Origin of the sequence: Kitasatospora sp. NPDC059577, from assembly GCF_042735475.1 — a bacterium.
GTDB lineage: Bacteria > Actinomycetota > Actinomycetes > Streptomycetales > Streptomycetaceae > Kitasatospora.
Window position 1 is genome coordinate 126,885 of record NZ_JBHWBZ010000004.1, and the last position, 23,947, is coordinate 150,831.

Consider the following 23,947-nt stretch of genomic DNA (forward strand, 5'->3'; position numbering starts at 1 on the left):
TGGGGGGGGGGGGGGGGGGGGGGGGGGGGGGGGGGGGGGGGGGGGGGCGGGGGGGGGGGCCGGCCCCCCCCCCGGGGGGGCGCCCCCCCACCCCCCGCCCGGGGGCGGGCCCGCCACATCGACGGTCCGGCGCGTGCGTCCGGGCATGATGGAGGACTGCGGCGTCAACCGATCGGCTGATGCGGGACCGGGCCGGACGGGTCACCATCGAGGGATCGGTGCAGGTCAGTGCGGACCCACCGCCCGTACGCAGCCCGTACGCAGCCCGTTCGACCAGGAGCCACCCGTGTCTCAGCCCCGCCCCGCCCCCGGTCGGCGCGGCGCCGGTCGCGCCGGTCGCGCCGGTCACGCCGATCGCACCGGTCAGGCCGGGCGGACCGAGGGCGCCGTCCGTCCGGGCACCGCCGCCCGGGGCGCCCGGGACGCCGGAGACCCGGACGCCGGCCGGCTGGCGCTGCTGCTGGACTCCGCCTTCGTGGTGCTGCTCGCCGCCTCGCTCAACCGCTACCTCACCCATCACTCCGGCAGCCCCCGGGCCCCCTGGGTGATCGGGCTGAGCGCCGCCCTGGCCGTCGCCCAGCCGGCCGGTTCCTGGCTCGACCACCACCGTCCGACCGCGTCGGGCCGCGGCCGCCGGTGGCCGCTGGGGCTGGTGGTCGCACTGTGGGTGGTGCTGGTGCTGCTCGCGCCGAGCTTCGCCTGGTGCGCCGTCCCGCTGATCTACACCGCGCTGCGGGCGCTGCCCGCGAAGGCGGCGATCCCCCTGGTGGGCGCCCTGACGCTGCTGGTGGTGATCGCCGAGATCCGGCTGCCCGGCGGGGCGGACGCCACGCTCGTCCTGCTGCCGCCCGCGGTCGCCGCGCTCGCCACCGGCGTCTTCCTCTTCATGGCCCGGCAGGCCGCCCGGCAGCGCGCGCTGATCGCCGACCTGGTCCGCACCCGGCGCGAACTCGCCGCCACCGAACGGCGGGAGGGCACGCTGGCCGAGCGGGCGCGGCTGGCGATGGAGATCCACGACACCCTGGCGCAGGGCCTGTCCAGCCAGCAGATGCTGCTGCAGGCCGCCGACCGCACCTGGGACGCCGACCCGGCGACCGCCCGCAGCCACGTCCGGACCGCCGCCGAGGTGGCCGCGCGGAACCTGGCCGAGGCCCGCCGCTTCGTCCACGACCTCGCGCCGGCCGAACTCGCCGACGGCCGTGCGCTCGACCAGGCGCTGCGGGCACTGGCCGACCGGGAGGCCGCCGAGAGCGGGCTGCCGGTCCGCTTCCACCTGGACGGAACGGCCGTGCCGCTGCCCGCCGCCGCGCAGTCCGCCCTGCTGCGGATCGCCCAGGGCGCGCTGGCCAACGTCCGGGAGCACGCCGGGGCGTCGGCCGCGGCGATCACGCTGTCCTTCCTCGGTGACCAGGCGGTCCTGGACATCGCGGACGACGGGCTGGGCTTCGACCCGGCCGCCGCGGGCACCGGGGGCGGCCGCGGGTACGGTCTGCCCGCGATGCGGGCCCGGCTGCGGCAGCTCGGTGGCACGCTGACCGTGGAAAGCACCCCCGGCGAGGGCACCGTGGTCTCCGCCGCAGTCCCCTTGGAGCACCGATTGGAGCACCGATGAGCGAGCGACGCGGGTCCGTCGACGCGAGGCGCGCGGCGTGCGGAGCGCCCGCCGCACGGAACGGGGCGGACGCATGAGCACGGCTGCGTCCCGTACCGCGCCCGTCCGGCTGCTGGTCTGCGACGACCACGCGGTGGTCCGGGCCGGCCTGCTCGCGCTGCTCGCCAGCGCGGGCGACATCGAGGTGGTCGGCGAGGCCAGCACCGGGGAGGAGGCCGTCGCGCTGGCCGCCCGGCTGGAGCCGCAGGTGGTGCTGATGGACCTCCAGCTCGGCGAGGGCATCGACGGTGTGGAGGCCACCCGGCGGATCACCGCCGCCCCGGACGGGCCGCACGTCCTGGTGCTCACCACCTACGACACCGACGCCGACATCACCCGGGCGATCGCCGCCGGCGCCACCGGTTACCTGTTGAAGGCCGAGCGGCCGGAGGAACTGTTCGCCGCCGTGCACGCGGCCGCGCAGGGCCGGACGGTGCTCTCGCCGCCGGTCGCCTCCCGGGTGATGGCGCAGATGCGGGCGCCGGTGCCGCAGCTCACCGAACGCGAGCAGGACATCCTGGTACAGCTGGCGCAGGGTCTGGGCAACCGCGAGATCGCGCGGGCGCTGTTCATCAGCGAGGCCACGGTGAAGACCCATCTGGGCCGGATCTACGACAAGTTGGGCGTGGACACCCGGGCGGGCGCGGTGGCGGTGGCCAAGGAGCGCCGGCTGCTGCGCTGAGCCGCCCGGGGCCCCGCTGCCCCCGTCCGCGCTCTCACGTCCCGCCTCTCCCGCCCCTCACCCCGTCTCTCGCGCCCGTCTCTCGTGCCCGGCCGCACCCCGGCTGCGCTGGGCGCTCGCGCGGTGTCGCTGCGTGCTGCCATGATGCTCGGAATGTCGGATTCCAGGCGGCGGCGCACACGGCCCCGCTCCGGCCCGGTTCACGCGGCCCGGCGGCCGGGTACGCCGGCGGGCGCACAACTGCCTGGTCCGGCGCCCTCCGGGCCGGTCCGTGCTGATCACCACAATGTGGATGTTTCGTGGATTTCACTATTGACAAACCAACCACGCGGTTTGTTAGCGTGAGATCAACGACGTCCCCGGGGGTGGGGACTCGCCGGGGCCTGTGCGGATCGCTCTCGCCGGAGGGTGCAGCCAGGGGGGACGGCGAGGCTGCCGGGGTGTCGGGGGGAGCGGCAGCGCCGAAGCCGCGCAGCGAGGCGGGGGGGGGGGGGGGGGGGGGGGGGGGGCGCCGCGGGGGGGCGGGGCGGGGGGGGGGGGGGGCGGGGGCGCGGCGCCGCCCGCCCCCCCCCCCCCCCTCCCCCGGTCCCTTTTCGGCCTTCCGGCCCCGGCTACGCCAGCGCGCTCCAGTACGGGCAGCAGACGTACGGCAACGGGGCCGGGCCGAGGCCCCCCTCTCCCGACAGCACCGGGATCTGCTCCGAGCGGGCCACCCCGGGTGAGCTCGCGGTCAGGCCGGGCTCGCCCAACTCCCCGAAGCAGAGCGCCAGTCGGTAGCCGTCCCGAGTGGTCGCGGCGACTCCCGGGCGGTCCCTGCCGGCGTTCAGCGAGGTGATCGTCCATCCGCTCCGGCGCCAGTGCTGCTCCACCACGTCCACCAGCACCGCCCGCCGCGGCAGCGAGACGACGGTGAGGATGTCCCGCCCCCGGGTGACGTACCAGAGCGCGGCCGACCCGCGCCCCGGCCGCGGCAGCCGCGCACCCGCCACGGGGGGCGCCTCCTGCCAGGCCGGCGTCGGGTCGATGGCGTCCAGGGTGTCCTGGAGCAGCGCCTCGCAGCGCCGGGCGGCATCGAGTTGATCGACCGTCACACCGTGCTCCACGCCGGGCCACCACGGCGCGGGCGCGATCGGCGCACCACCGGGGCGCCCGCCCGGGCTCCCGACGTTGAGTTCGGCACCACCTGACTGCACAGGGCCCTCCGTACTCCTCCCGGCGTTCAACCCGGGCTGGGGTTCCGTCACTGCTTGGACGGTGGACGAGTACGGACAGTTCCACCCCTCACCGTTCCCACACCCCTTCATTGCACTGCACGGTGCAGTTGAATCATTGCTCTGCACTGTGTAGTTTACTTCTTGTGCCGCCGACGGGACCGACCCGCCGACCACACGGCACCACCGCCTTCGAGAGGACCCTGCCATGCCCACCATCACCGTCGGCACCGCCCGCATCCCCTACCGCGTCGTCGGCGACGGCCCCGACACCCTCGTCCTCGTCCACGGCACCGGCCCCGGCTCCGGCATGTGGGACGGCCTGCTGGACTCCTTCACCGACCGCTACACCGTGCTGCTGCCCGACCTCTCCGGCAGCGAGGCCGCCGAGGACGACGGCGCACCGCTCACCCTGGAAACCCTCGCCGCCCAGGTCAACGCCGTGATCGACGACGCCGGCCGGGGCCCCGTCGACGTCTTCGGCTTCTCGCTCGGCGCCGTCGTCGCCACCGCGGCAGCCGCCCGGCGCCCCGAGCAGGTCCGCCGGCTGGTCGCCGCCGCCGGCTGGATCAGCGCCGAACAGGACGAGTACCTGCGCCTCTCCATGGCCACCTGGCTGTCGCTCGCCGACCACCCGGACGCCTTCGGCGGCTACGCCACCCTCACCGCCTTCAGCAGCGGCTTCCTCGACCGGATCGGGCGCGCCGCCGTCGAGGCCAACACCGCCTACATGCGGCCGACTCCCGGCACCCTGCGGCACATCGCCCTGAACCTCGCCCTCGACCTCACCCCGCTGCTCCCCCGGGTCCAGGCCCCGGCCCTGGTGATCGGCTGCGCCCAGGACGCCACCGTCCCCGTGCAGAACGCGCGGCGCCTGCACGCCGCCCTCCCGGGCAGCGTCTACGCCGAGTTCGACACCGGCCACATCGTGCTCGCCGAGGAGACCGAGGCGTTCACCAAGACCGTCCGGGAGTTCCTCGACGCCGCGTGAACGGCGCCGCGGACACCGGGCGGACGACGGAAGCAGGGGCGGACGGCAGGGGCGGACGGCGGGGGTGCGGAGCACACCCCCGCCCGCATGACAAGCCCCTGCACAGAACGGCCGATAACCGAGCCCGGAGATCGGAATGAAATTGACTGAACGTCAACTGTCAAGGTGAGACTGCTTAGTCAGCTTCATTGGCAAGGAGTTCACCATGCGCATACTCTTCACCGGCCCCGCTGCGGCCGGCCACCTCTTCCCGATGGTGCCGACCGCCCAGGCGCTGCGCGCCGCCGGGCACGAGGTCCTGTTCGCCTGCGGGCAGCCGCTCGACCAGGTCCGCAGCGCAGGCTTCCCCGTCGTCGAGATCGGCGACGGCCGGGTCCTGCGGGAGCTGTTCGAGGAGCGGCTTCAGGGCAAGATCGAGTACGTCGCCCCGAACAGGTCGCAGGACGAGATCTTCGACATGGCGGCCGGGATCTTCGCGCACGCCTCCCGACCCTCCGTCGACGGGCTGCTGGAGGCCGCCACCGAGTGGGGCGCCGACCTCCTCGTCCACGACTCCTTCCAGGCCGCCGCCCCGCTGGTGGCCACGAAGCTCAAGATCCCGTCGGTGGTCAACAACTTCGGGGTCAGCGCGGGCCTCCCCATGACCGGCCTGCTCGCCTCCCACTTCACCGACGTCTACGAGCGGCACGGCCTGGACGGCCCCGCCGCCTCCACCGCGCTCAACGTCGGCCCGCTCGGCGGCGACCCGGACGGCCTGCCGATGCGCTACGTCCCCTACAACGGCGGCGGCATCGTCCCGACCGAGTTCCTCCGCCCCGCCGACCGGCCCCGGATCGTCGTCACCCTGGGCACCGTGCTCGCCGAACTCGACGGCGTCCGGGCGGTCGTCCGCCTGGTCGAGGCCGCGGCCGAGGTCGACGCGGACTTCCTGCTCGCGGTCGGCGGCGCCGACCTCGCCCCGCTCGGCACCCTGCCCGCCAACGTCCGCGGACTGCCATGGGTCCCGCTCAACGAACTGCTCGGCCGCGCCGACGCGTTGATCCACCACGGCGGCTCGGGCACCATGCTGACCGCCCTCCAGGCCGGCCTGCCCCAGCTGCTCCTCCCGCAGGGCGCCGACCACTTCATCAACACCGAGGCCCTCACCGCGAGCGGCGCCGCGCTGAGCTCCGCGTCCGACGAGGTGGACACCCCCCTCCTCGACCGGCTGGTCACCGACCCCGACCTCCGCGACGCCGCCCACCGGCTCCGGGCCGAGAACGCGGCCCTGCCCGCCCCGGCCGACCTCGTCCCCGCCCTCGAAGCCCTCGCCACCCGCTGAGCCACGGCTCCGCGCACCGCAGCGCACCGCACTGAACCGCGCACCGCACCGCACCACCGAACGCGACGGCCCGGCAGCCTCCCCGGCTGCCGGGCCGCGCCGTCCGTCCGGCCGCTCAGCCGGTCCGGTCGGGTCAGCGGTCGGCCGCGCGCGGCGCGCCGGCCGGGCCGAACTCCTCCCGGATCGCCTCCACCAGTCCGGTCACCAGCCGCGCCCGCGGCACCATCGCGTCGACCACGACGTACTCGTGGTCGGCGTGGGCACCGCCACCGACCGCGCCCAGGCCGTCGAGCGTCGGCACTCCCAGGGCGGCGGTGAAGTTCCCGTCGCTGCCACCGCCGACCGCCACGCCCTCGACGCCCGGGAGCAGCCGGCGCGCCAGCCGGAACAGCCGCTCCGACGACGACCGCGGCATCGGTGGCCGGCCCACGGCGCCCCGGACCACGATCTCGACCTCGTCGAGGTGCGGGCGCAGGTTCGCGAACGCCGACTCGATCCGCTCCTTCTCCCCCTCCGTCTCGACCCGGACGTCCACGGTCACCGTCGCCTCCGCCGGCACCACGTTGTCGGTGGTCCCCGCCGACGCCATGGTCGGCGTCACCGTCGTCCCGGCCTCCGGACGGCTCAGCGCCGCCAGGTCCAGCACCTGGTGTGCCGCCTCGACCAGCGCGTTGACACCCGCCTCCGGCTCCAGCCCGGCGTGCGCCGCCCGCCCCCTGACGGACAGTTCGAAGGTGCCGCAGCCCTTGCGCCCCGTCTTCAGGGCGCCGCCCTCGCCCGCCCCCTCGAACACCAGGACCGCGCCGCAGGCCCGGGCCCGTTCCTCGATCAGCGCCCGGGAGGCGCCGGAACCGACCTCCTCGTCGGCGGTCACCAGGATCTCCACACCCGTCCGGTCGTCCAGCGCCGCCAGCCCGTGGACGGCCTGCACGAGACCACCGAGCATGTCGAACACGCCCGGCCCGGTCACCCGGCCCTGCTCCAGCCGGAAGGGCCGCCGGGCGAGCGTGCCGAGGGGGAACACCGTGTCGTGGTGGCCGAGCACCAGCACCCGGGGTTCCCCGCCGCCCGACCAGTGGACGTGCGGCCCCGCCCCGCTCTCCACCAGGACGGCCCGCCCGCCCAGCCTGCGCTCGATCATCTCCGCGACGACCCCGGCGGAGGCCCGCAGCGCCTCCGGGTCACGGGACGGGGACTCGACCTCGACGAGCCTGCGCAGATCGTCGAGCATCTCCTCGACACGTACGTCGGCACTGCTGTGCATCGTCATCTCCCGGGCAGACGGGGCGGATCGCCCGCGCCGGGCGAAGAACCCCTCCATCGAACCCGGCCGCCCCCGCGCCACCGCACCCGGGGGCGGTCTCCCGCCCCGCCGGCCTCCCGCCCCTACTCCTCGACGCGGTGCCCGGCCGTCCGGAGGGCCGCGACCGCCCCGGCCAACCGCTCCGCGGGCACCAGCACCAGGTCCGCGTCGTACGTCGACGCCACGAACACCGGCACCCCGGCCGCCGCCAACGGCGCGATCAGCCGCGACAACACACCCGGCAGGTCGAGCCCGTGCGCGCTGTCACCGCTGTACAACGCCCTCCACCGCTCGACGGACGCGCCGTCCGCCCCCGCGTCCACCTCCCGCACCACCGTCAGCCCCTCCGGGGCCCGGACCAGCGAGACCCAGCGCGACGCCAGCGCCACCCCCTCGTCGACCGCCCGCTCGACGCACAGGTCCCCCTCAAGAATGCGCAGCTGCTGCGCGCCCGCCATAGTCACCCACCGATCGTAGGACCGCCCGCTCCTCCTCCTCCTGCCCGGACGGTTCGGGTGCGGCGTGCAGGGCCTCGTAGAGGCTCCTCGCCCCGGGAAGGACGTCCCCGAGGTCGCGGAAGTCGGTCGGGTCCATGACACTCATGGTACCGATCGCACCGGATTCCATGTGGTCCCCCTCGTGTTGCAGTCGATCCGGTGGCGGCCGGCCCGTTCGGTCGGGACTGGTTACAGCCAGCCCGTTTCCTTCGCGCGCTGGTAGGCGGCGAGCTTGTTGTCGACGCCGAGCTTGGTGAGCGCCGAGGACATGTAGTTGCGGACGGTGCCCTCGGCGAGGTGCGTGCGGGCCGCGATGCGAGCGGTGGACAGGCCGTCGCCGGCCAGCCCGAGGACCTCGCGTTCGCGGGCGGAGAGCGGGTTCTCGCCGAGGGTCAGGGCGTCGGTGGCGATCTCCGGGTCGATGTACCGGCCGCCGCGGTGCACGGTGCGGACCACCTCGGCGAGCCGGGCGGCCGGGGTGTCCTTGGTGACGAAGCCCCGGACGCCGAGGCTCAGCGCGCGCTGGAGGTGGCCGGGGCGGCCGTGGCTGGTCAGGACGACGATCCCGCACGCGGTCGAGCCGTTCCGGATGGCCTCGGCGGCGGCGAGTCCGTCCATCACCGGCATGTCGAGGTCGAGGACCGCCACGTCGACACCGCCCGCGAGCACGGCAGCGACGGCGCCGGTACCGTCCGCCGCGGTGGCCACGACGTCGAGGTCGTCGTGCGCGGAGAGCAGCACGGACAGCGAGTCGCGGATGAAGGCCTCGTTGTCGGCGACGGCGATGCGGATCGTCATGCGGGTCCCCTCTGCGCGGTGCGTTCGTGCGCGGTCCGGTCGCGGGCCGCCGGACCGAATGCGGTGTGCTGCAGCGGGGCGTGGGCCAGGAGCCGGAAGCCCCCGCTGCCGTCCGGTCCGGCGGTCAGCTCGCCACCGATGTCGGTGAGGCGCTCGCGCAGACCGCGCAGGCCGTTGCCGTCGGACGCGTCGTTCGGACGGGCCTCGTCGTTGGCGACCTCGACGAGCAGGCGGCCGTCGTCGACCCGGAGTTTGATGCGGCACTCGGTGGCAGCGCTGTGCCGCAGCACGTTGGTGACGCCCTCCCGGACGACCCAGCCGGCCGCGTCCTGCAGCGGCTGCGGGACGTCCGGCGGCACCTGGTCGGTGCGGCACGCGATGCCGGCGGACCGCAGGACCGAGCGGACGCCCTCCAGTTCGGACTCCAGGGACGGCTGACGGTAGCCCCGCACCAGGGAGCGCAGATCGGACACGGACCCGCGCGAGACAGCGAGCGCCTGCTCGATCTCGGTGCGGGCACGGTCGGGATCGTTGCGCAGCAGGAGCAGCGCCACCTCCATCTTCATGCCGACGACCGACAGGCCGTGGCCGAGCACGTCGTGCAGGTCACGGGCGAAGCGCAGCCGCTCCTCGACGACCGCCAGCCGGGCCAGTTCGGCCCGGTTGTCGTGGATCTCGCGGGCGAAGGACGGCAGCAGGCCGAGGGCCCCGACCACCACCACGGTGACCACGCTGCGGACGACGACGTCCACCACCAGGTCCGTGGGCATGCCGAGGAGCAGACCGGACAGGACCATGCCGAGGAGGATGCCGGTGGCGGCCCAGACCGAGCGGCGGGCGCTCAGCGAGACGACGGCGGCGCACGCGGCCAGGGAGGGCAGCGCGCCCCAGGCTCCGCCCAGCAGGAGCAGCAGGGCGAACGCGACGCTGGTGCAGATCGCCACGTCCGGCACGTGCCGGTCGCGTGCGCCGCTGCGGGCGACGACGTCGTACACGGTGCGGGAGAACGTGACGGCGAAGGCCAGCAGGCCGACGGCGGCGAGGCAGACCAGGCCGAGCGACGGGCGGTGGCGCAGCCACAGCACCAGCCCCTCGGCGAGGAAGACGGCCGCGGTCAGCAGGATGAGCCACGCCACGATGCGGGCCACTGCGGCCGGAGTTCGAGCTCCCACCTGCGGATCCCCCCTTCGCGACTCGATTTGGTGTCCTTCGACCCTATCGACACGTTTCGGGGCCCGGCGCTTCAGCCGGACCGGCGCGGGTCCCAGCGGAAGAAGCGCTTGCCCATGGAGAAGGACAGGCCGGCCCAGGCGCACAGGATGCCGATCGGCTGGGCACAGGCCTTGAAGGAGCCGACCAGGTCGACCGCGGCCGGGACACCGGCCACCGTCGGGTCGCTCGCGAAGTCACGGCCGAGCCAGGCGGTGCGGACGATCTCCACGACCGGGCTGGAGGGCAGGTAGGGGGCCACGTGCTGGGCCCAGCCGGGCAGTTCGCTGATCGGCATGGCGATTCCCGAGGTCATCATCATCGCCAGGATCACCGGAGTCACGATCCAGGTGGAGACCTCGCCGGAGGGCAGCAGCCCGGACAGCCCGATGGCCAGCAGCGAGAAGGCGACGGCGCCGAGCACGATGCCGAGGAGCAGCAGCAGGGGGTTGTGCGGGGCCGGGGCGTCGATCGCCAGGGTGCCCACCACCAGGAGGACCACCACCTGCAGGAGGCTGGTGACGCTGCCGCTGGCCGCCTCCCCGGTGAGGATCGCGGTGTCGGGCAGCGCCGTGCCGCGCAGCCGCTTGTAGACGAGCTTGTCGCGGCGGGAGGCCGCGGAGTTGATGACGTTGTAGACGATCCACAGCAGCACGAAGCCGGCGAACCCCGGCAGCAGGTAGACGCCGGTGTCGTAGCCGTCGATCTCGCCCTTGCCGTGCTGGCTGATCGAGTAGGCGAGGCTCAGCCCGAGCGGCAGCAGCGCTCCGGTGAGGGCGAAGCCGAGGTCGCGCCAGTACACGCGCTGGGAGAGCAGGAACTGGGAGGAGGTGAGACGCAGCCAGGTCATGACCGTCCCTTTCCGGTCGCGGCGACGTCGAGGAAGACGTCCTCCAGGGATGCCGAGCGCACTTCGAGGCCGCGCAGGCGGACCGCGTTGTCGTCGGCCCACTTCAGCAGCAGCCGCAGGACGGGCTGCGGGTCGTCGGCGACGAGGGTGACGCGGCCGTCGGCCTCGCCCACCTCGGTGCCGGGGAACGGCGGCAGGGTACGGGCGTTGACGGTGGCGTCGGCGGTCACGGAGATCCGCGTGCTCGCCTCCTGGGCGAGGACCTCGTCCACCCGTCCGTGCCGCACGATGCGGCCGTGGTCCATGATGGCGACGCGGTCGGCGAGGTACTCGGCCTCTTCCATGTAGTGCGTCGTCAGCAGCATGGTCATGCCGTCCTCGACCATCCGCTTGAGGAACCGCCAGGTCTCACGGCGGGATTCGGGGTCGAGTCCGGTGGTGGGTTCATCGAGGAACAGCAGCCGGGGCCGGCCAAGGACGGAGAGCGTGAGGTCGAGCCGGCGGCGTTCGCCGCCGGAGAGCCGGCCGACCCTGGTCCTGGCCCGGTCCTCCAGGTCGACCAGGCGCAGCGCGTCCTGGACGGAGGCCGCGTTCGGGGTGAAGCGGCGCCAGGCGCGCACCGTCTCGGCGACGGTGAGTTCGCCGAAGAAGCCCGCCTCCTGCAGCATGATGCCGATCTGCGGGGCGATGCGCGCGCGCTCGGTGAACGGATCGTGGCCGAGCACCGTGACGCTGCCCGACGCGGGCCGCAGATAGCCCTCCAGCACGTCCATGGTGGTCGTCTTGCCTGCGCCGTTGGTGCCGAGCAGCGCGACCACCTCACCCGGGCGCACGTCGAAACTGATGCCGGCCACGGCGGTCTTCGCTCCGTAGTCGACACGCAGGTCGGCGACCCGGATCACGGATTCGGTGTTCATGCTTCGACCTTAGGAAATCCGCCGGTCGCGGCAGTAGAGCGGACCGCACGGGTTCCGGAGGCGTTCCGCACCACCGTCACCATGACTTTCGTCATGCCGCGCGGGCGGCCCCCGCGATGCGGTGCAACCACAGCAGCCGGGCGATCTGGAACTCCTCTCCCGGCACCACACCGAGCCGGTTGTTCATGAGGTGGATGTGGTGGAAGGCGGTCAGGTAGTCGGGCCTGGCGAGGCCGGCCTCGCCCACCAGCCGCCAGAAGTCGTCGGCGTAGGACCCGAGGACGGGGCCCAGTTCCCGGTCGGCGAGGACGTCGCCGACCCGGCCGTGCAGCACCTCGGCCCGCCGGACGGCCCGGGCGTCGCCGGGGGCGAGCCGGGGCAGGGCGCGCGGCGAGGGGGCGTCGCGGCGACCGCGGCCGGCCCAGTACCACGCGTACTGGTGCAGGAACGCGGTGCGCTGCGTCGGCGGCAGGTGGGCGGTGACGAGGTGGGTGTGGGCGGCGGCGATCGTGGTGCGCCGCGCCCGGTGCCGGGGGCCCGCGCACAGCAGGGCGGCCTCGCTGCCCCGCTGCATGAGCCGCTCGGCCAGGGCCACGCCGTCCGGTCCGCCGAACTTGGCGTACTCCGGCTCGTACAGCCGCTTGACCACGGCGCGCCGGGGCGGGAACGGTCCGGGCGGGTCGTTCGCGTCGGCGGCGAGCGCGTCGAGGGCGGCCGCGTGGCCGTACAGCAGCAGAGCGGCCAGGCCGTCACGGACACCCGGGTGGGGCAGGAGCCGGATCCAGTCGGGCGCCTCCTGTGCACAGGCCCACAGGTGCAGCAGGTGCAGCGCGGCGGCCCGGGAGGAAGAGACCGCGGCGTGGACGGCGGAGCCGCCGCCGGAGGACGGCACCGGACCGTCCGTGAGCGGTGCCGGGAGGGCGGCGGCGCCGACCGTCGTCAGGGTGCCGAACGGGCTGGGCTTGAGGGCCGTACGGGTGCGGTAGGCGGGTAACCACCACTTGGTGGGACCAGTCAGGGGTGAAGCGGGAACCACCACCACTTGGTGGGTCGAGAAGGAGGCGACGGACCGAATCGCTCCACTACCGAAAGCCGCAGGTCGTATGACCTGCGGCTTTCGGTAGTGGAGCGGGCGACGAGAATCGAACTCGCGCTCTAAGCTTGGGAAGCTCATGTTCTACCATTAAACTACGCCCGCCTGATGAGCCGTCAGAGACCGCTCGATCCAGTGTCACTGTACCCCATCCGTGACTGCGCTTGCACGAGGGGTCCGGGGGCGCGGCGGCGCCGGGTGGGGGCGGGCGCCGGGGCGTACTGTGTGGGCCGCGTACGAGTGCTCCGGCGGGTGGGGTCGGGGCGGCGAGCCACGATGAGGAATGTCCGGAACATCCCCTAATGTGACGCTGTCCCGGGGCTCGGCCGCCGGGCGTGTGAGTACCGGTGAGTACTGGTTAGGGATGGGAAGGGGATCGATGGAGCAGCGCGCCGTCGTTCGTTGTGCCGAGGGGCACCTGTTCAGCACCACCACGTTCCCGATGCAGAACCTCGGTCCGGGCCGGCTCGGCCCCGGTCGGCTGATCCGCTGTCCGCAGTGCGGACGGCTGCGGAGCTCGGTGCTGGCCGACGTGCGGGAGCTGTCGGAGCCGCAACTGGCGCAGGCGATGCGGCTGGAGGCCGCGGAGTTCCTGGCCTGACGGCGGGCGGACGGATGCGTGGGCCCCGGACGGATTCGTCCGGGGCCCTTTCTTGCACGTAACCTCGAAGCGTGCTGCTCTCTGACAAGGACATCCGGACCGAAATCGACCTGGGCCGGGTCTCCATCGACCCGTTCGACCCGGCGATGATCCAGCCGTCGAGTATCGACGTGCGCCTCGACCGCTTCTTCCGCGTGTTCGAGAACCACAAGTACCCGCACATCGACCCCTCCGAGGAGCAGCCGGACCTGACCCGGCTGGTCGAGCCGGAGGGCGAAGAGGCGTTCATCCTGCACCCGGGCGAGTTCGTGCTGGCCTCGACGTACGAGGTCATCACGCTGCCCGAGGACGTGGCCTCCCGGCTGGAGGGCAAGTCGAGCCTGGGCCGGCTGGGCCTGCTCACCCACTCCACGGCGGGCTTCATCGACCCCGGCTTCAGCGGCCACGTGACGCTGGAGCTGTCGAACGTCGCGACGCTGCCGATCAAGCTGTACCCGGGCATGAAGATCGGGCAGCTCTGCCTGTTCCGTCTCTCCTCGCCGTCGGAGCACCCGTACGGCTCGGAGCGCTACGGCTCGCGCTACCAGGGCCAGCGCGGCCCGACGCCGTCCCGCTCCTACCTGAACTTCCACCGCAGCAAGGTCTGATCCGCAGACCCGCGGAGCCGCACGCAGACGGGCGGCCACCCCTCACGGTGAGGGGTGGCCGCCCGCGGTGCTTCCGGCGGACCCCAGGCCCGCTCCCGGTGCTTCCGGCGGACCTCAGGCCCGCTTGGGGCTGGTGACGGCGACCAGTTCGGTGCCGTCCTCGGACAGCCGCAGTTCGGTGCGCAGTTCGGCCAGCTCGCCGAGGTGGTGCAGGTGGGTGCCGCCGCAGAAGATCTGCGCGCCGCCCTCGGGGAGCTCGCAGTGCCACTGGCGGCGGGCGGTGAGTTCGGGACCGGGCACCTCGATGCGGACCGGGGCGTCGGCGGCGACCCAGGCGGCGAGCCGGGCGTTGACGTCCTCGGTGAGCGCGGGCAGGGCGTCGGCCAGGGCGGGGAACTCCTCGGTGGCGTCCGTCGTGAAGCCCTTCTTCTTGAGCGACTTGCCGAGCCGGTAGGTGTCGGTGCTGGCCTCGGTGTCCATCACCGAGCTCGCCATGGCCAGGCTGTCGAAGTCGGGGTTGCCGAAGGCGTCCGAGCGGCCCGGGTCCTTGCGCCAGCGCGGGGCGAGCGCCGCGTTGAGGGCGAGGGCGAGCAGGTGGCAGCCGCTGTGGGAGGCGCTGAGCGCTCCCCGGCGGCCGGCGTCGACGGCGAGCGCGGCGGTGCGGCCGGTGAGGTCGCCGGGGTCGGCGTCGAGGACGTGCAGGACCAGCCAGGACCATTCCTCGTCACCGCGCCGGACCGGGATGTCGGCGCCGACCAGCAGCGCGTCGTCCTCCGGGCCCACGGCGCCGGTCAGGCAGTCGACGACGGCGAACCCGGTGCCGTCGACGGTGAGGGTGCCGTGGTCGGCGGGCTGGTCGGGCCAGGTGTGGTCGAGCGGGTGGAACGGGGTCGCCGCGGTCACGACGGCGTACCGGCCGTCGGCCAGCGGGTGCACCGCGAGCACCGGGGACTCGCCGGTCACCGCCCCGGCCGGGAAGCTGACGTGGGTGGTGGGGAGGGTCATGCCTGGCTCCGGTGGACGTGGGACGACGAGGGTGGACGGGCCCCGGCGCTCGGCCGCGGCCCGTCCACCATTCTGCCCTTCGCCCGTCAGCCCAGTGTCGGCAGCTTGATCAGCACCAGCAGGGCGATCAGCTGCAGCGCCGAGGCGGCGGCGGCCTTGCCCCAGGGCAGGTCGTGCAGCCGCCGGACCATGCAGGTCAGCAGGTACGCGCAGAGCGCCCAGGTCGCCCAGCCGACGACCTGGACGACGGGGCTGCCGGAGGGCAGCACCAGGTCGAGCAGCAGCCGGGGGGCGTCGGTGAGCCAGCCGATGAGCGCGGCCAGGCCGACGGTCGACTTCCACGGCCCGTCGCCGCCCAGCTGGCGGGCCAGCGCGTAGGTGACCCCGCCGAAGACCGCGCCGACGACGGTGAAGCAGACGGCGGCGGCGAGGATGCCGGTCAGTGCGACGGTGAAGGTGGAGTTGACGATGTCGTCGTGGGTCAGCCCGATGCCGAGCACCGCGAGCGAGCCGTACAGCAGCGAGACGGTGAGGGCGGGCAGCCAGACCTGGTGGTCACGGGTGCGGTCGAACATCGCGGTCGGGCTGCGGAAGAGGCCGACGAACAGCTCGCGCCAGTGCGGCCGGGGGCCGGCGACGTGCGGGGCCGACTGGCCGCCGGCCCGGTAGACGGCGACGTTGTCCTGGCCGTACGACCCCTGCTGCTCGTGCGCCTGCTGCCCGTACGGCTGCTGCTGCCCGTGACCGTCGTGGGCGTAGCCGTCCGGCGGGTACTGCCCGTACCGGCCCTGGTCCGGGTACTGCCCCTGGTCGTACTGCCGCTGGTCGTAGTGGCCCTGGTGCGGGGGTTCCTGCCCGTACGGGCCGCCGCCCGGGTACGGGTCGCGCGTCGGAAACGCGCGGGTGTTCCCCGGCCGGTCGGCCGCGTACGGGTCGTACCCGTCGTCGGCCGTTCCCGCCGGGCCCCCCGCAGCTCCCGGGTGCGGGGCCGTGAAGAACTCCGGCCCGTCCGTCCGCCCGTGCCCCCCGGGCGCCCCCGGCGGCGGCGGAGGGGCCGACCACCCGCCGTGCGGGCGGTCGGAGCCCTGACCGCTGTCGTATCGATTACCAGCCACGCTCTGAAGGTACCCGTCCGGCCCGGGCCCCGTCGGCCTCTGACGGAGCCGGGGCCGGTTTGCAGCGAGGCTGAGACGAACAGGGCCGAAAGCCGCCCCGGGGCCCCCGGGAAACCGGACGGCCGGATCGCGCGCGACCCGAGGACCGGAGGAGCCGGAGCGGCCCGGGAGGGCCGGACTACCGCTGCGCGGTGACCGACGGGCCGTGCACCGCCGCCGCCGCGCTGGTACCGGCCGGGCAGCCGCCCGGGCCGGCCGAGGTCCGGACGGCACCGACCGGCAGCAGGGTGCCGCAGGCGATCCGGATGCCGGTCGGGAGCTCGTTGTCCGACTCCACGATCGCGCCGTCGCCGATCACCGCGCCGTCCAGCGCCGAGCGGTCGCCGACGGTGGCGTAGGCGCCCACGATCGAGTCCTTGACCAGGGTGTCCGGGCCGATCACCGCGCCCGGCAGGATCACGCTGCCCTCGACGATCGCACCGGCCTCGACCACCGCGTCCGCGGAGATCACGGTGCCGCCGCTGAGCACCGCGCCCGGGTGGACGGTGGCGCCGGGCAGCAGCAGGGCGTCGCCGGTCGGACCGGGGACGGCCGGGGAGTCGACCTTGCCGAGCACCAGGTCGGCCGAGCCCCGGACGAAGGCGGCGGGGGTGCCGAGGTCCAGCCAGTACGAGGTGTCGACCACGCCGCGCAGCAGCGCGCCGGTGGCCAGCAGCTCGGGGAAGGTCTCGCGCTCGACGGACACCTCGCGGCCGGCCGGGATCCGGTCGATCACGGAGCGGGTGAAGACGTAGCAGCCGGCGTTGATCTGGTCGGTGACGATCTGCTCGGGCGTCTCCGGCTTCTCCAGGAACTCCAGTACCCGCCCGTTCTCGTCGGTCGGGACGAGGCCGAAGGCGCGCGGGTCCTCGACCCGGGTGAGGTGCAGGGTGACGTCGGCCCCGGCGGCCACGTGGCCGTCGCGCAGGGCGGCGATGTCGACGCCGGAGAGGATGTCGCCGTTGAAGACCAGGACCGGCTCGTCGGGGCCGCAGGTCAGGCCGGAGGCGGCGTTGCGGATGGCCCCGCCGGTGCCCAGCGGCTCGCGCTCGGTCAGGTAGACCAGCTCGATGCCGTAGGGGGTGCCGTCCTGGAAGTGGTCCTCGAACACCTCGGCCAGGTACGAGGTGGCCAGCACGACGCGGGTGACGCCGGCGGCGGCCGCCCGGGCCAGCTGGTGCGCGATGAAGGGGACGCCTGCCACGGGCAGCATGGGCTTGGGGGTGTGGGTGGTCAGCGGACGCAGTCGCGTGCCCTTACCACCGACCAGCATGATCGCCTCGGTCATGGTCTGCGCTGTTCCCCTTGTGGTCTCTGCGGTCCGGCCCGGCGGGCCGGCGCCTCCGTCGGTGTTCTGGACCCGTCCGTCCGGCCGGCGCGGGTCGGCGCCCGTCCGGCCTTGCGCCCGGAACGGGTGGACCGGCACGGAGCCGGTCCGGCGCCTACTGTATTTCCTTCCAACCGAATGCCCGTCCGGCGCCCGTGCGACGGACGTCACTCCCCGTCCGCCCGCCGTACCGCCGAGGGCCACCGCAGTACCCCGAAAGCCCGGCCCGGCGGGCGCGTTGGCGGCGTCCACCGGGCCGGGCAGTTGTAGCAGAACTGTCGAACAGCGGGCTTCGGGGCCGCGGACGGCTACGCGTCCACGGTCTCCGGGTGCTCCTCGGCCTCGGCCGGCGGGGTGGCCTTCACCGAGTCGAGCAGCAGCTGGGCGACGTCGACGACCTTCAGGTGCTCCTTGGCCGCGCCCTCGTTCTTCTTGCCGTTGACCGAGTCGGAGAGCATCACCAGGCAGAACGGGCAGGCGGTGGAGACGATGTCGGGGTTGAGCGACAGCGCCTCGTCCACGCGCTCGGTGTTGATCCGCTTGCCGATGCGCTCCTCCATCCACATCCGGGCGCCGCCGGCGCCGCAGCAGAAGCCGCGCTCCTTGTGGCGGTGCATCTCCTGCTGGCGCAGACCGGGGACCTTGTCCATGATCTCGCGCGGCGGGCTGTAGACCTTGTTGTGGCGGCCCAGGTAGCAGGGGTCGTGGTAGGTGATCAGGCCCTCGACCGGGTTGACCGGGACGAGCTTGCCCTCGTCGATCAGGTGCTGCAGCAGCTGGGTGTGGTGGATCACCTCGAAGTGACCGCCGAGCTGCGGGTACTCGTTGGCGATGGTGTTGAAGCAGTGCGGGCAGGTGGCCACGATCCGCTTGGTCGGGGCGTCCTCCAGCGCGGCGTTCAGCGTCTCCACGTTCTGCGCGCCGAGCATCTGGAACAGGAACTCGTTGCCCAGGCGGCGCGGGGAGTCACCGCTGCAGGTCTCCTCCTTGCCGAGGATGGCGAACTTCACGCCCGCGGTGTGCAGCAGCTCGGCGAAGGCCTTGGTGGTCTTCTTGGCGCGGTCCTCCAGGGCGCCGGCGCAGCCGACCCAGTAGAGGTACTCGACCTCGGCGGGGTCGATGTCCTCGCCGATCACCGGCACCTCGATGCCGGTGTCCTTCTTGAGCTCCTTGACCCAGTCGAGGCGGGCCTTGGTGGCCATGCCCCACGGGTTGCCCTTGTTCTCCAGGTTCTTGAGCATCGTCCCGGCCTCGGTCGGGAAGTTGCTCTCGATCATCACCTGGTAGCGGCGCATGTCGACGATGTGGTCGATGTGCTCGATGTCCACCGGGCACTGCTCGACGCAGGCGCCGCAGGTGGTGCAGGACCACAGGACGTCCGGGTCGATGACGCCGTTCTCCTCGGCGGTGCCGATCAGCGGGCGCTCGGCCTCGGCCAGGGCGGCCGCCGGGACGTCCTTGAGCTGCTCGGGGGTGGCCTGCTCGTTCCCCTCCGCGTCCTTGCCGCCGCCGGCCAGCAGGTACGGCGCCTTGCCGAAGGCGTGCTCGCGCAGGCTCATGATCAGCAGCTTGGGCGAGAGCGGCTTGCCGGTGTTCCAGGCCGGACACTGCGACTGGCAGCGGCCGCACTCGGTGCAGGTGGAGAAGTCGAGGATGCCCTTCCAGGAGAAGTGCTCGACCTGGGAGACGCCGAAGACGGCGTCGTCGGCCGGGTCCTCGAAGTCGATCGGCTGGCCGTTGCTGGTCATCGGACGGAGCTCGCCGAGGGCGGTGCCGCCGTCCTCCTCGCGCTTGAAGTAGATGTTGAAGAAGCCGAGGAAGCGGTGCCAGGCGACGCCCATCGAGGGGTTGATGCCGATGGTGGTGGCCCACGCGAACGAGATGCAGATCTTCAGCATCGCGAACAGGTAGATCAGGTTCTCCAGCGTGCCGTGCGACAGCCCGCTGAGCGCGGAGACCAGCGGGTACGAGACCAGGTGCTCCGGTCCGTACGAGTCGACGCCGTCGAGGGCGCCCTCCAGCGCGCGCAGCATCAGGATGCAGAGGCCGATGCCGAGGATGGTGTACTCGACGTAGAAGGCCTGCCAGGCGATCGAGCCGGCGAACCGGGACTTGCGGCCGGACCGCGACGGCAGGCTCATCAGCCGGATCACGATCAGGGTCAGGATGCCCAGCGTGGTCAGGGTGCCGACCAGCTCGACGAAGAGCTGCCAGATCATCCAGTGACCGATGATCGGCAGCGCGAAGTCGGCGTCGAACAGCTGGCCGAAGGCGTTGACGATGGTCAGCACCAGGCTGAAGAAGCCGACGGCGACGAACCAGTGGGCGATGCCCACGATCCCCCAGCGGTTCATCCTGGTGTGGCCGACGAACTCGACGGCCACGGTCTTGACGCGCTGGGCGGGCTGTCCGAAGCGGGTGGAGTCCGCCGCCCCGGTGCGCACCACCTTGTAGATGTACAGCGCCGCACGGGCGGCGAGCGCGGTGCCGATCACGAATGTGACCAGCGAGATGACGATCGCTGCTAGCTGCATCGGCTCTCCGTCTCCTGCGGCTTTGCGGTTGAGCAGTCTCTGCGGTTCTAGGGTTGTCGACTTGAGTGTACTGGTCGGTAACTTGCCGGGCCGACGGCCCGGACATTACAGGTCGCCAACAGCTCTCCAGAAGGTTCCCAAGCTATGGCGGCAGTCACGTGTCCGCACCCCCGCCACGACGGGACCGCGGCCCCCCGCCCGGACGGACCGTCCGTACCCCACCGGATCCACCCGCCCCCGGAGCCGCTCCGCCGGGCCACCGCGGCACGGTCCGGCTCAGCAAAGTTGAGCGACTCACACTCATGCCTGTTGACGCTGCCCACCGGGTCATGCATCCTTGAGCCCGTAAAGCTCAACTCTTCCGTGGAGGTATCTACGATGGCACGCGCGGTCGGCATCGACCTCGGTACGACGAACTCGGTCGTCAGCGTTCTGGAGGGTGGCGAGCCCACCGTCATCACGAACGCCGAGGGCGCCAGGACCACGCCGTCCGTCGTCGCCTTCGCCAAGAACGGCGAGGTCCTGGTCGGCGAGGTGGCCAAGCGTCAGGCGGTCACCAACGTCGACCGGACCATCCGCTCGGTCAAGCGCCACATGGGCACCGGGTGGAAGATCAACCTGGACGGCAAGGACTTCAACCCGCAGCAGATCAGCGCCTTCATCCTGCAGAAGCTGAAGCGGGACGCCGAGGCCTACCTGGGCGAGACGGTCACCGACGCCGTCATCACCGTCCCGGCGTACTTCTCGGACTCCGAGCGCCAGGCCACCAAGGAGGCCGGTGAGATCGCGGGCCTCAACGTCCTGCGCATCGTCAACGAGCCGACCGCGGCCGCCCTCGCGTACGGCCTCGACAAGGACGACCAGACCATCCTGGTCTTCGACCTCGGCGGCGGCACCTTCGACGTCTCCCTGCTGGAGATCGGCGACGGGGTCGTCGAGGTGAAGGCCACCAACGGTGACAACCACCTCGGTGGTGACGACTGGGACCAGAAGGTCGTCGACCACCTGGTCAAGGTCTTCCAGAGCGGCCACGGCGTCGACCTGTCCAAGGACAAGATGGCCCTGCAGCGTCTGCGCGAGGCCGCCGAGAAGGCCAAGATCGAGCTGTCCTCGTCCTCCGAGACCTCGATCAACCTGCCCTACATCACGGCCTCCGCCGAGGGCCCGCTGCACCTGGACGAGAAGCTCACCCGGGCCCAGTTCCAGCAGCTGACCTCGGACCTGCTGGAGCGCTGCAAGATCCCGTTCCACAACGTGATCAAGGACGCCGGCATCTCGCTCTCCGAGATCGACCACGTCGTCCTCGTCGGCGGCTCCACCCGCATGCCGGCCGTCGCCGAGCTCGTCCGCGAGCTGACCGGCGGCAAGGACGCCAACAAGGGCGTCAACCCGGACGAGGTCGTCGCCATCGGCGCCTCGCTCCAGGCCGGTGTCCTCAAGGGCGAGGTCAAGGACGTCCTGCTGCTCGACGTCACCCCGCTGTCCCTCGGCATCGAGACCAAGGGCGGCATCATGACCAAGCTGATCGAGCGCAACACCACGATCCCGACCAAGCGCTCCGAGATCTTCACCACGGCCGAGGACAACCAGCCGTCCGTGCAGATCCAGGTCTACCAGGGCGAGCGCGAGATCGCCGCGTACAACAAGAAGCTCGGCATGTTCGAGCTGACCGGCCTGCCGCCGGCGCCGCGCGGCCTGCCGCAGATCGAGGTCACCTTCGACATCGACGCCAACGGCATCATGCACGTGGCCGCGAAGGACCTCGGCACCGGCAAGGAACAGAAGATGACCGTCACCGGCGGCTCCTCGCTGCCGAAGGACGAGGTCGACCGCATGCGCCGCGAGGCCGAGCAGTACGCGGAGGACGACCACAAGCGCCGCGAGGCCGTCGAGACCCGCAACTCCGCCGAGCAGCTCGTCTACTCGACCGAGAAGTTCATCGCCGACAACGCCGACAAGCTCCCCGGCGACGTCAAGACCGAGGTCGAGACCGCCATCGGCGAGCTCAAGGAGGCCCTGAAGGGCGAGGACATCGCGAAGATCCGCGAAGCCTCGGAGAAGGTCTCCACCACCGCGCAGAAGCTCGGCCAGGCGCTGTACGCCAACGCCGACGCCACCGCCGGTGCCGCCGGGGCCGGCGACTCCGCCCAGGCCAAGGCCGACGACGACGTCGTCGACGCCGAGATCGTGGACGACGAGAAGCCCAAGGGCGGTGCGTCGGCATGACGGACAAGCCGCAGGGCGGAAAGCCCGGCGACGACTCCGCCGCCGAAGAGGCCGTGATCAAGGCCGCCGAGGAAGCCGCGTCGGCCGGTGCCGCCGAGGGTTCCCCGGAGGAGCTCGCCACCGCCAAGCGCGAGCTGGCCGAGCGCACCGCGGACCTGCAGCGCCTGCAGGCCGAGTACCAGAACTACCGCAAGCGGGTCGAGCGCGACCGGCTGACGGTCCGCGAGATCGCGGTCTCCAACATCCTGGAGTCCCTGATCCCCGTCCTGGACGACATCGGCCGCGCCCGCGAGCACGGCGAGGTCACCGGCGGCTTCAAGTCCGTCGCCGAGTCCCTGGAGACGGTCGTCGCCAAGCTGGGCCTGCAGCAGTTCGGCAAGGAGGGCGAGCCCTTCGACCCGACCATGCACGAGGCGCTGATGCACAGCTACTCCTCGGACGTCACCGAGGACACCTGCGTGCAGGTCCTCCAGCCCGGCTACCGCATCGGCGAGCGGATCATCCGCCCGGCGATGGTCGCCGTCGCGGAGCCCCAGCCGGGCACCCAGCCGGCCGCCGACACCGACGCGAAGTCGGGCGACGCGGACAAGTCCGACGGCGGCTCGGACAGCTGACACCCTGTGACAGCCGAAAACCAGTGCGCTGCGGAGTCGTACGCCGGCCAGTACGGCGGCCGGCTCCGCAGCGCTCTGTCGACAGCCGCGTCCCCGCGCGCCGTTGACAGCCCAGTGACGATGGACATCGGGAGGTGGCTCAAGCCGTGAGCGGTAAGGACTACGTGGAGAAGGACTACTACAAAGTCCTGGGCGTGCCCAAGGACGCCACCGCCACCGAGATCAAGAAGACCTACCGCAAGCTCGCGCGCGAGTTCCACCCCGACGCCAACAAGGGTGACGCCAAGGCCGAGGAGCGGTTCAAGGACATCTCCGAGGCGTACGACGTCCTCTCCGACGAGAAGCGCCGCAAGGAGTACGACGAGGCCCGCAGCCTCTTCGCCAACGGCGGTTTCCGGGCCGGCGGCGGCCCCGGCGGCGCCGGCAACTACAGCTTCGACTTCGGCGACCTCTTCAGCGGCAACCAGGGCGGCGGCGCCAGCAGCGGCGGACTCGGCGACGTCTTCGGCGGCCTCTTCAACCGCGGCGGCCCCCGACAGGCCCAGCCCCGGCGCGGCGCCGACGTCGAGACCGAGGTGACGCTCTCCTTCGAGGAAGCCGTCGACGGCGCGACCGTCCCGCTGCGGATGACCAGCCAGGCGCCCTGCCGCACCTGCAACGGCACCGGCGCCAAGTCCGGCACCACCCCCCGGGTCTGTCCCACCTGCGTCGGCGCGGGCACCGTCAGCCGCGGCCAGGGCGCCTTCGCGCTCTCCGAGCCGTGCAAGGACTGCCGCGGCCGGGGCATGATCGTCGACGACCCGTGCACCGACTGCCACGGCAGCGGCCGGGCCAGCTCCGCCCGCACCATGCAGGTCCGCATCCCGGCCGGCGTCCAGGCCGACCAGCGCATCCGGCTCAAGGGCAAGGGCGCCCAGGGCGAACGCGGCGGACAGCCCGGCGACCTCTACGTCACCGTGCACGTCGACCCGCACCCGGTCTTCGGCCGCAAGGGCGACAACCTCACCGTCACCGTCCCCGTCACCTTCCCCGAGGCCACCCTCGGCGCCACCATCGAGGTACCCACCCTCGGCGGCCCCGGCGTGAAGCTCAAACTCCCCCCGGGCAGCGCCAACGGCCTCACCATGCGCGCCCGCGGCAAGGGCGCCACCCGCAAGGACGGCACCCGCGGCGACCTCCTCGTCACCGTCGAGGTCGTGGTGCCCCAGCACGTCAGCGGCGACGCGCTGAACGCCCTGGAGCAGTACCGCGAGGCCACCGCCTCCGACGATCCGCGAGCAGCCCTCTTCCGGGCGGCGAAGGGAGCGTGACGACCA

The 23,947-nt window shown here is 72.8% G+C and carries 20 protein-coding genes, 1 tRNA gene and 1 pseudogene; 9 read left to right on the forward strand and 13 right to left on the reverse strand.

Annotated elements, in window-relative coordinates; translation table 11 throughout:
- Positions 1 to 286: 286 nt before the first annotated feature.
- Together ACFV0O_RS05980 and ACFV0O_RS05985 are read left to right on the forward strand one after the other, a co-directional pair.
- Complete coding sequence (locus ACFV0O_RS05980; RefSeq protein WP_380336927.1) at positions 287 to 1,612, forward strand: sensor histidine kinase; 1,326 nt, start codon at positions 287 to 289, stop codon at positions 1,610 to 1,612.
- 73 nt (positions 1,613 to 1,685) lie between these two features.
- On the forward strand, positions 1,686 to 2,333 hold the full coding sequence (locus tag ACFV0O_RS05985) for a response regulator (protein WP_380336930.1): 648 nt from the start codon (positions 1,686 to 1,688) through the stop codon (positions 2,331 to 2,333).
- A 611-nt stretch (positions 2,334 to 2,944) separates the two neighbouring features.
- On the opposite strand, the gene ACFV0O_RS05990 is transcribed toward ACFV0O_RS05985, so the two are convergent.
- Entirely contained in the window at positions 2,945 to 3,424 is a 480-nt protein-coding gene (locus tag ACFV0O_RS05990) for a hypothetical protein (protein WP_360253854.1), read from the reverse strand.
- 328 nt (positions 3,425 to 3,752) lie between these two features.
- Between ACFV0O_RS05990 and ACFV0O_RS05995 the strand changes: the two genes are divergently transcribed.
- Both ACFV0O_RS05995 and ACFV0O_RS06000 read left to right on the forward strand, forming a co-directional pair.
- Positions 3,753 to 4,535: an alpha/beta fold hydrolase gene (locus ACFV0O_RS05995; protein ID WP_380336933.1), complete on the forward strand. Its 783-nt coding sequence runs from the start codon at positions 3,753 to 3,755 to the stop codon at positions 4,533 to 4,535.
- Between the two features lie 205 nt (positions 4,536 to 4,740).
- Entirely contained in the window at positions 4,741 to 5,856 is a 1,116-nt protein-coding gene (locus ACFV0O_RS06000) for a nucleotide disphospho-sugar-binding domain-containing protein (RefSeq protein ID WP_380336935.1), read from the forward strand.
- Positions 5,857 to 5,989: 133 nt separating this feature from the next.
- Here the strand turns inward: ACFV0O_RS06000 and ACFV0O_RS06005 are convergent, their stop codons facing one another.
- The 8 genes from ACFV0O_RS06005 to ACFV0O_RS06040 all read right to left on the reverse strand — a co-directional run bounded on the left by ACFV0O_RS06005 (position 5,990) and on the right by ACFV0O_RS06040 (position 12,628).
- On the reverse strand, positions 5,990 to 7,126 hold the full coding sequence (locus ACFV0O_RS06005) for a M20 family metallopeptidase (RefSeq protein ID WP_380336938.1): 1,137 nt from the start codon (positions 7,124 to 7,126) through the stop codon (positions 5,990 to 5,992).
- A 116-nt stretch (positions 7,127 to 7,242) separates the two neighbouring features.
- Positions 7,243 to 7,617, reverse strand: coding sequence for an ACT domain-containing protein (locus ACFV0O_RS06010; RefSeq protein ID WP_380337206.1), 375 nt, complete (start codon positions 7,615 to 7,617; stop codon positions 7,243 to 7,245).
- A 228-nt stretch (positions 7,618 to 7,845) separates the two neighbouring features.
- On the reverse strand, positions 7,846 to 8,454 hold the full coding sequence (locus ACFV0O_RS06015) for a DNA-binding response regulator (protein ID WP_380336941.1): 609 nt from the start codon (positions 8,452 to 8,454) through the stop codon (positions 7,846 to 7,848).
- Positions 8,451 to 9,626: a sensor histidine kinase gene (locus tag ACFV0O_RS06020; RefSeq protein WP_380336943.1), complete on the reverse strand. Its 1,176-nt coding sequence runs from the start codon at positions 9,624 to 9,626 to the stop codon at positions 8,451 to 8,453. Before ACFV0O_RS06020 ends, ACFV0O_RS06015 begins: the two co-directional genes overlap by 4 nt.
- 71 nt (positions 9,627 to 9,697) lie before the next feature.
- The gene (locus ACFV0O_RS06025; RefSeq protein WP_380336946.1) at positions 9,698 to 10,513 is read right to left on the reverse strand and encodes an ABC transporter permease; all 816 of its coding nucleotides are present in this window, start codon (positions 10,511 to 10,513) and stop codon (positions 9,698 to 9,700) included.
- A complete protein-coding gene (locus ACFV0O_RS06030; RefSeq protein ID WP_380336949.1) occupies positions 10,510 to 11,430 on the reverse strand; it encodes an ATP-binding cassette domain-containing protein in 921 nt (306 codons plus the stop codon). The genes ACFV0O_RS06025 and ACFV0O_RS06030 overlap by 4 nt, the downstream gene beginning before the upstream one ends.
- A gap of 91 nt (positions 11,431 to 11,521) precedes the next feature.
- A complete protein-coding gene (locus ACFV0O_RS06035) occupies positions 11,522 to 12,469 on the reverse strand; it encodes a lantibiotic dehydratase C-terminal domain-containing protein (protein ID WP_380336952.1) in 948 nt (315 codons plus the stop codon).
- 85 nt (positions 12,470 to 12,554) lie between these two features.
- A tRNA-Gly gene (locus ACFV0O_RS06040) sits at positions 12,555 to 12,628 on the reverse strand.
- A 274-nt stretch (positions 12,629 to 12,902) separates the two neighbouring features.
- On the opposite strand from ACFV0O_RS06040, the gene ACFV0O_RS06045 reads away from it, so the two are divergent.
- Together ACFV0O_RS06045 and dcd are read left to right on the forward strand one after the other, a co-directional pair.
- Positions 12,903 to 13,124: a hypothetical protein gene (locus ACFV0O_RS06045; RefSeq protein WP_030056617.1), complete on the forward strand. Its 222-nt coding sequence runs from the start codon at positions 12,903 to 12,905 to the stop codon at positions 13,122 to 13,124.
- A gap of 71 nt (positions 13,125 to 13,195) precedes the next feature.
- Positions 13,196 to 13,771, forward strand: a complete 576-nt coding sequence (dcd, locus tag ACFV0O_RS06050) for a dCTP deaminase (RefSeq protein WP_360253880.1) — start codon at positions 13,196 to 13,198, stop codon at positions 13,769 to 13,771.
- Between the two features lie 114 nt (positions 13,772 to 13,885).
- Here the strand turns inward: dcd and ACFV0O_RS06055 are convergent, their stop codons facing one another.
- The 4 genes and pseudogenes from ACFV0O_RS06055 to ACFV0O_RS06070 form a co-directional block, all read right to left on the reverse strand.
- Positions 13,886 to 14,776, reverse strand: a complete 891-nt coding sequence (locus ACFV0O_RS06055; protein WP_380336955.1) for a metal-dependent hydrolase — start codon at positions 14,774 to 14,776, stop codon at positions 13,886 to 13,888.
- An 86-nt stretch (positions 14,777 to 14,862) separates the two neighbouring features.
- Positions 14,863 to 15,891: a Yip1 family protein gene (locus ACFV0O_RS06060; RefSeq protein ID WP_380336958.1), complete on the reverse strand. Its 1,029-nt coding sequence runs from the start codon at positions 15,889 to 15,891 to the stop codon at positions 14,863 to 14,865.
- A gap of 253 nt (positions 15,892 to 16,144) precedes the next feature.
- Positions 16,145 to 17,218 (reverse strand): annotated as a pseudogene (locus ACFV0O_RS06065) (sugar phosphate nucleotidyltransferase); the annotation flags it as partial.
- 347 nt (positions 17,219 to 17,565) lie between these two features.
- On the reverse strand, positions 17,566 to 19,791 hold the full coding sequence (locus ACFV0O_RS06070) for a (Fe-S)-binding protein (protein ID WP_360253886.1): 2,226 nt from the start codon (positions 19,789 to 19,791) through the stop codon (positions 17,566 to 17,568).
- Positions 19,792 to 20,169: 378 nt separating this feature from the next.
- Here ACFV0O_RS06070 and dnaK point away from each other — a divergent pair, with 378 nt between their 5' ends.
- The 3 genes from dnaK to dnaJ all read left to right on the forward strand — a co-directional run bounded on the left by dnaK (position 20,170) and on the right by dnaJ (position 23,941).
- Entirely contained in the window at positions 20,170 to 22,017 is a 1,848-nt protein-coding gene (gene dnaK, locus ACFV0O_RS06075; protein ID WP_380336961.1) for a molecular chaperone DnaK, read from the forward strand.
- Entirely contained in the window at positions 22,014 to 22,631 is a 618-nt protein-coding gene (gene grpE / locus ACFV0O_RS06080) for a nucleotide exchange factor GrpE (protein ID WP_380336964.1), read from the forward strand. Before dnaK ends, grpE begins: the two co-directional genes overlap by 4 nt.
- A gap of 146 nt (positions 22,632 to 22,777) precedes the next feature.
- Positions 22,778 to 23,941, forward strand: coding sequence for a molecular chaperone DnaJ (gene dnaJ / locus ACFV0O_RS06085; RefSeq protein WP_380336967.1), 1,164 nt, complete (start codon positions 22,778 to 22,780; stop codon positions 23,939 to 23,941).
- Positions 23,942 to 23,947: the final 6 nt, after the last annotated feature.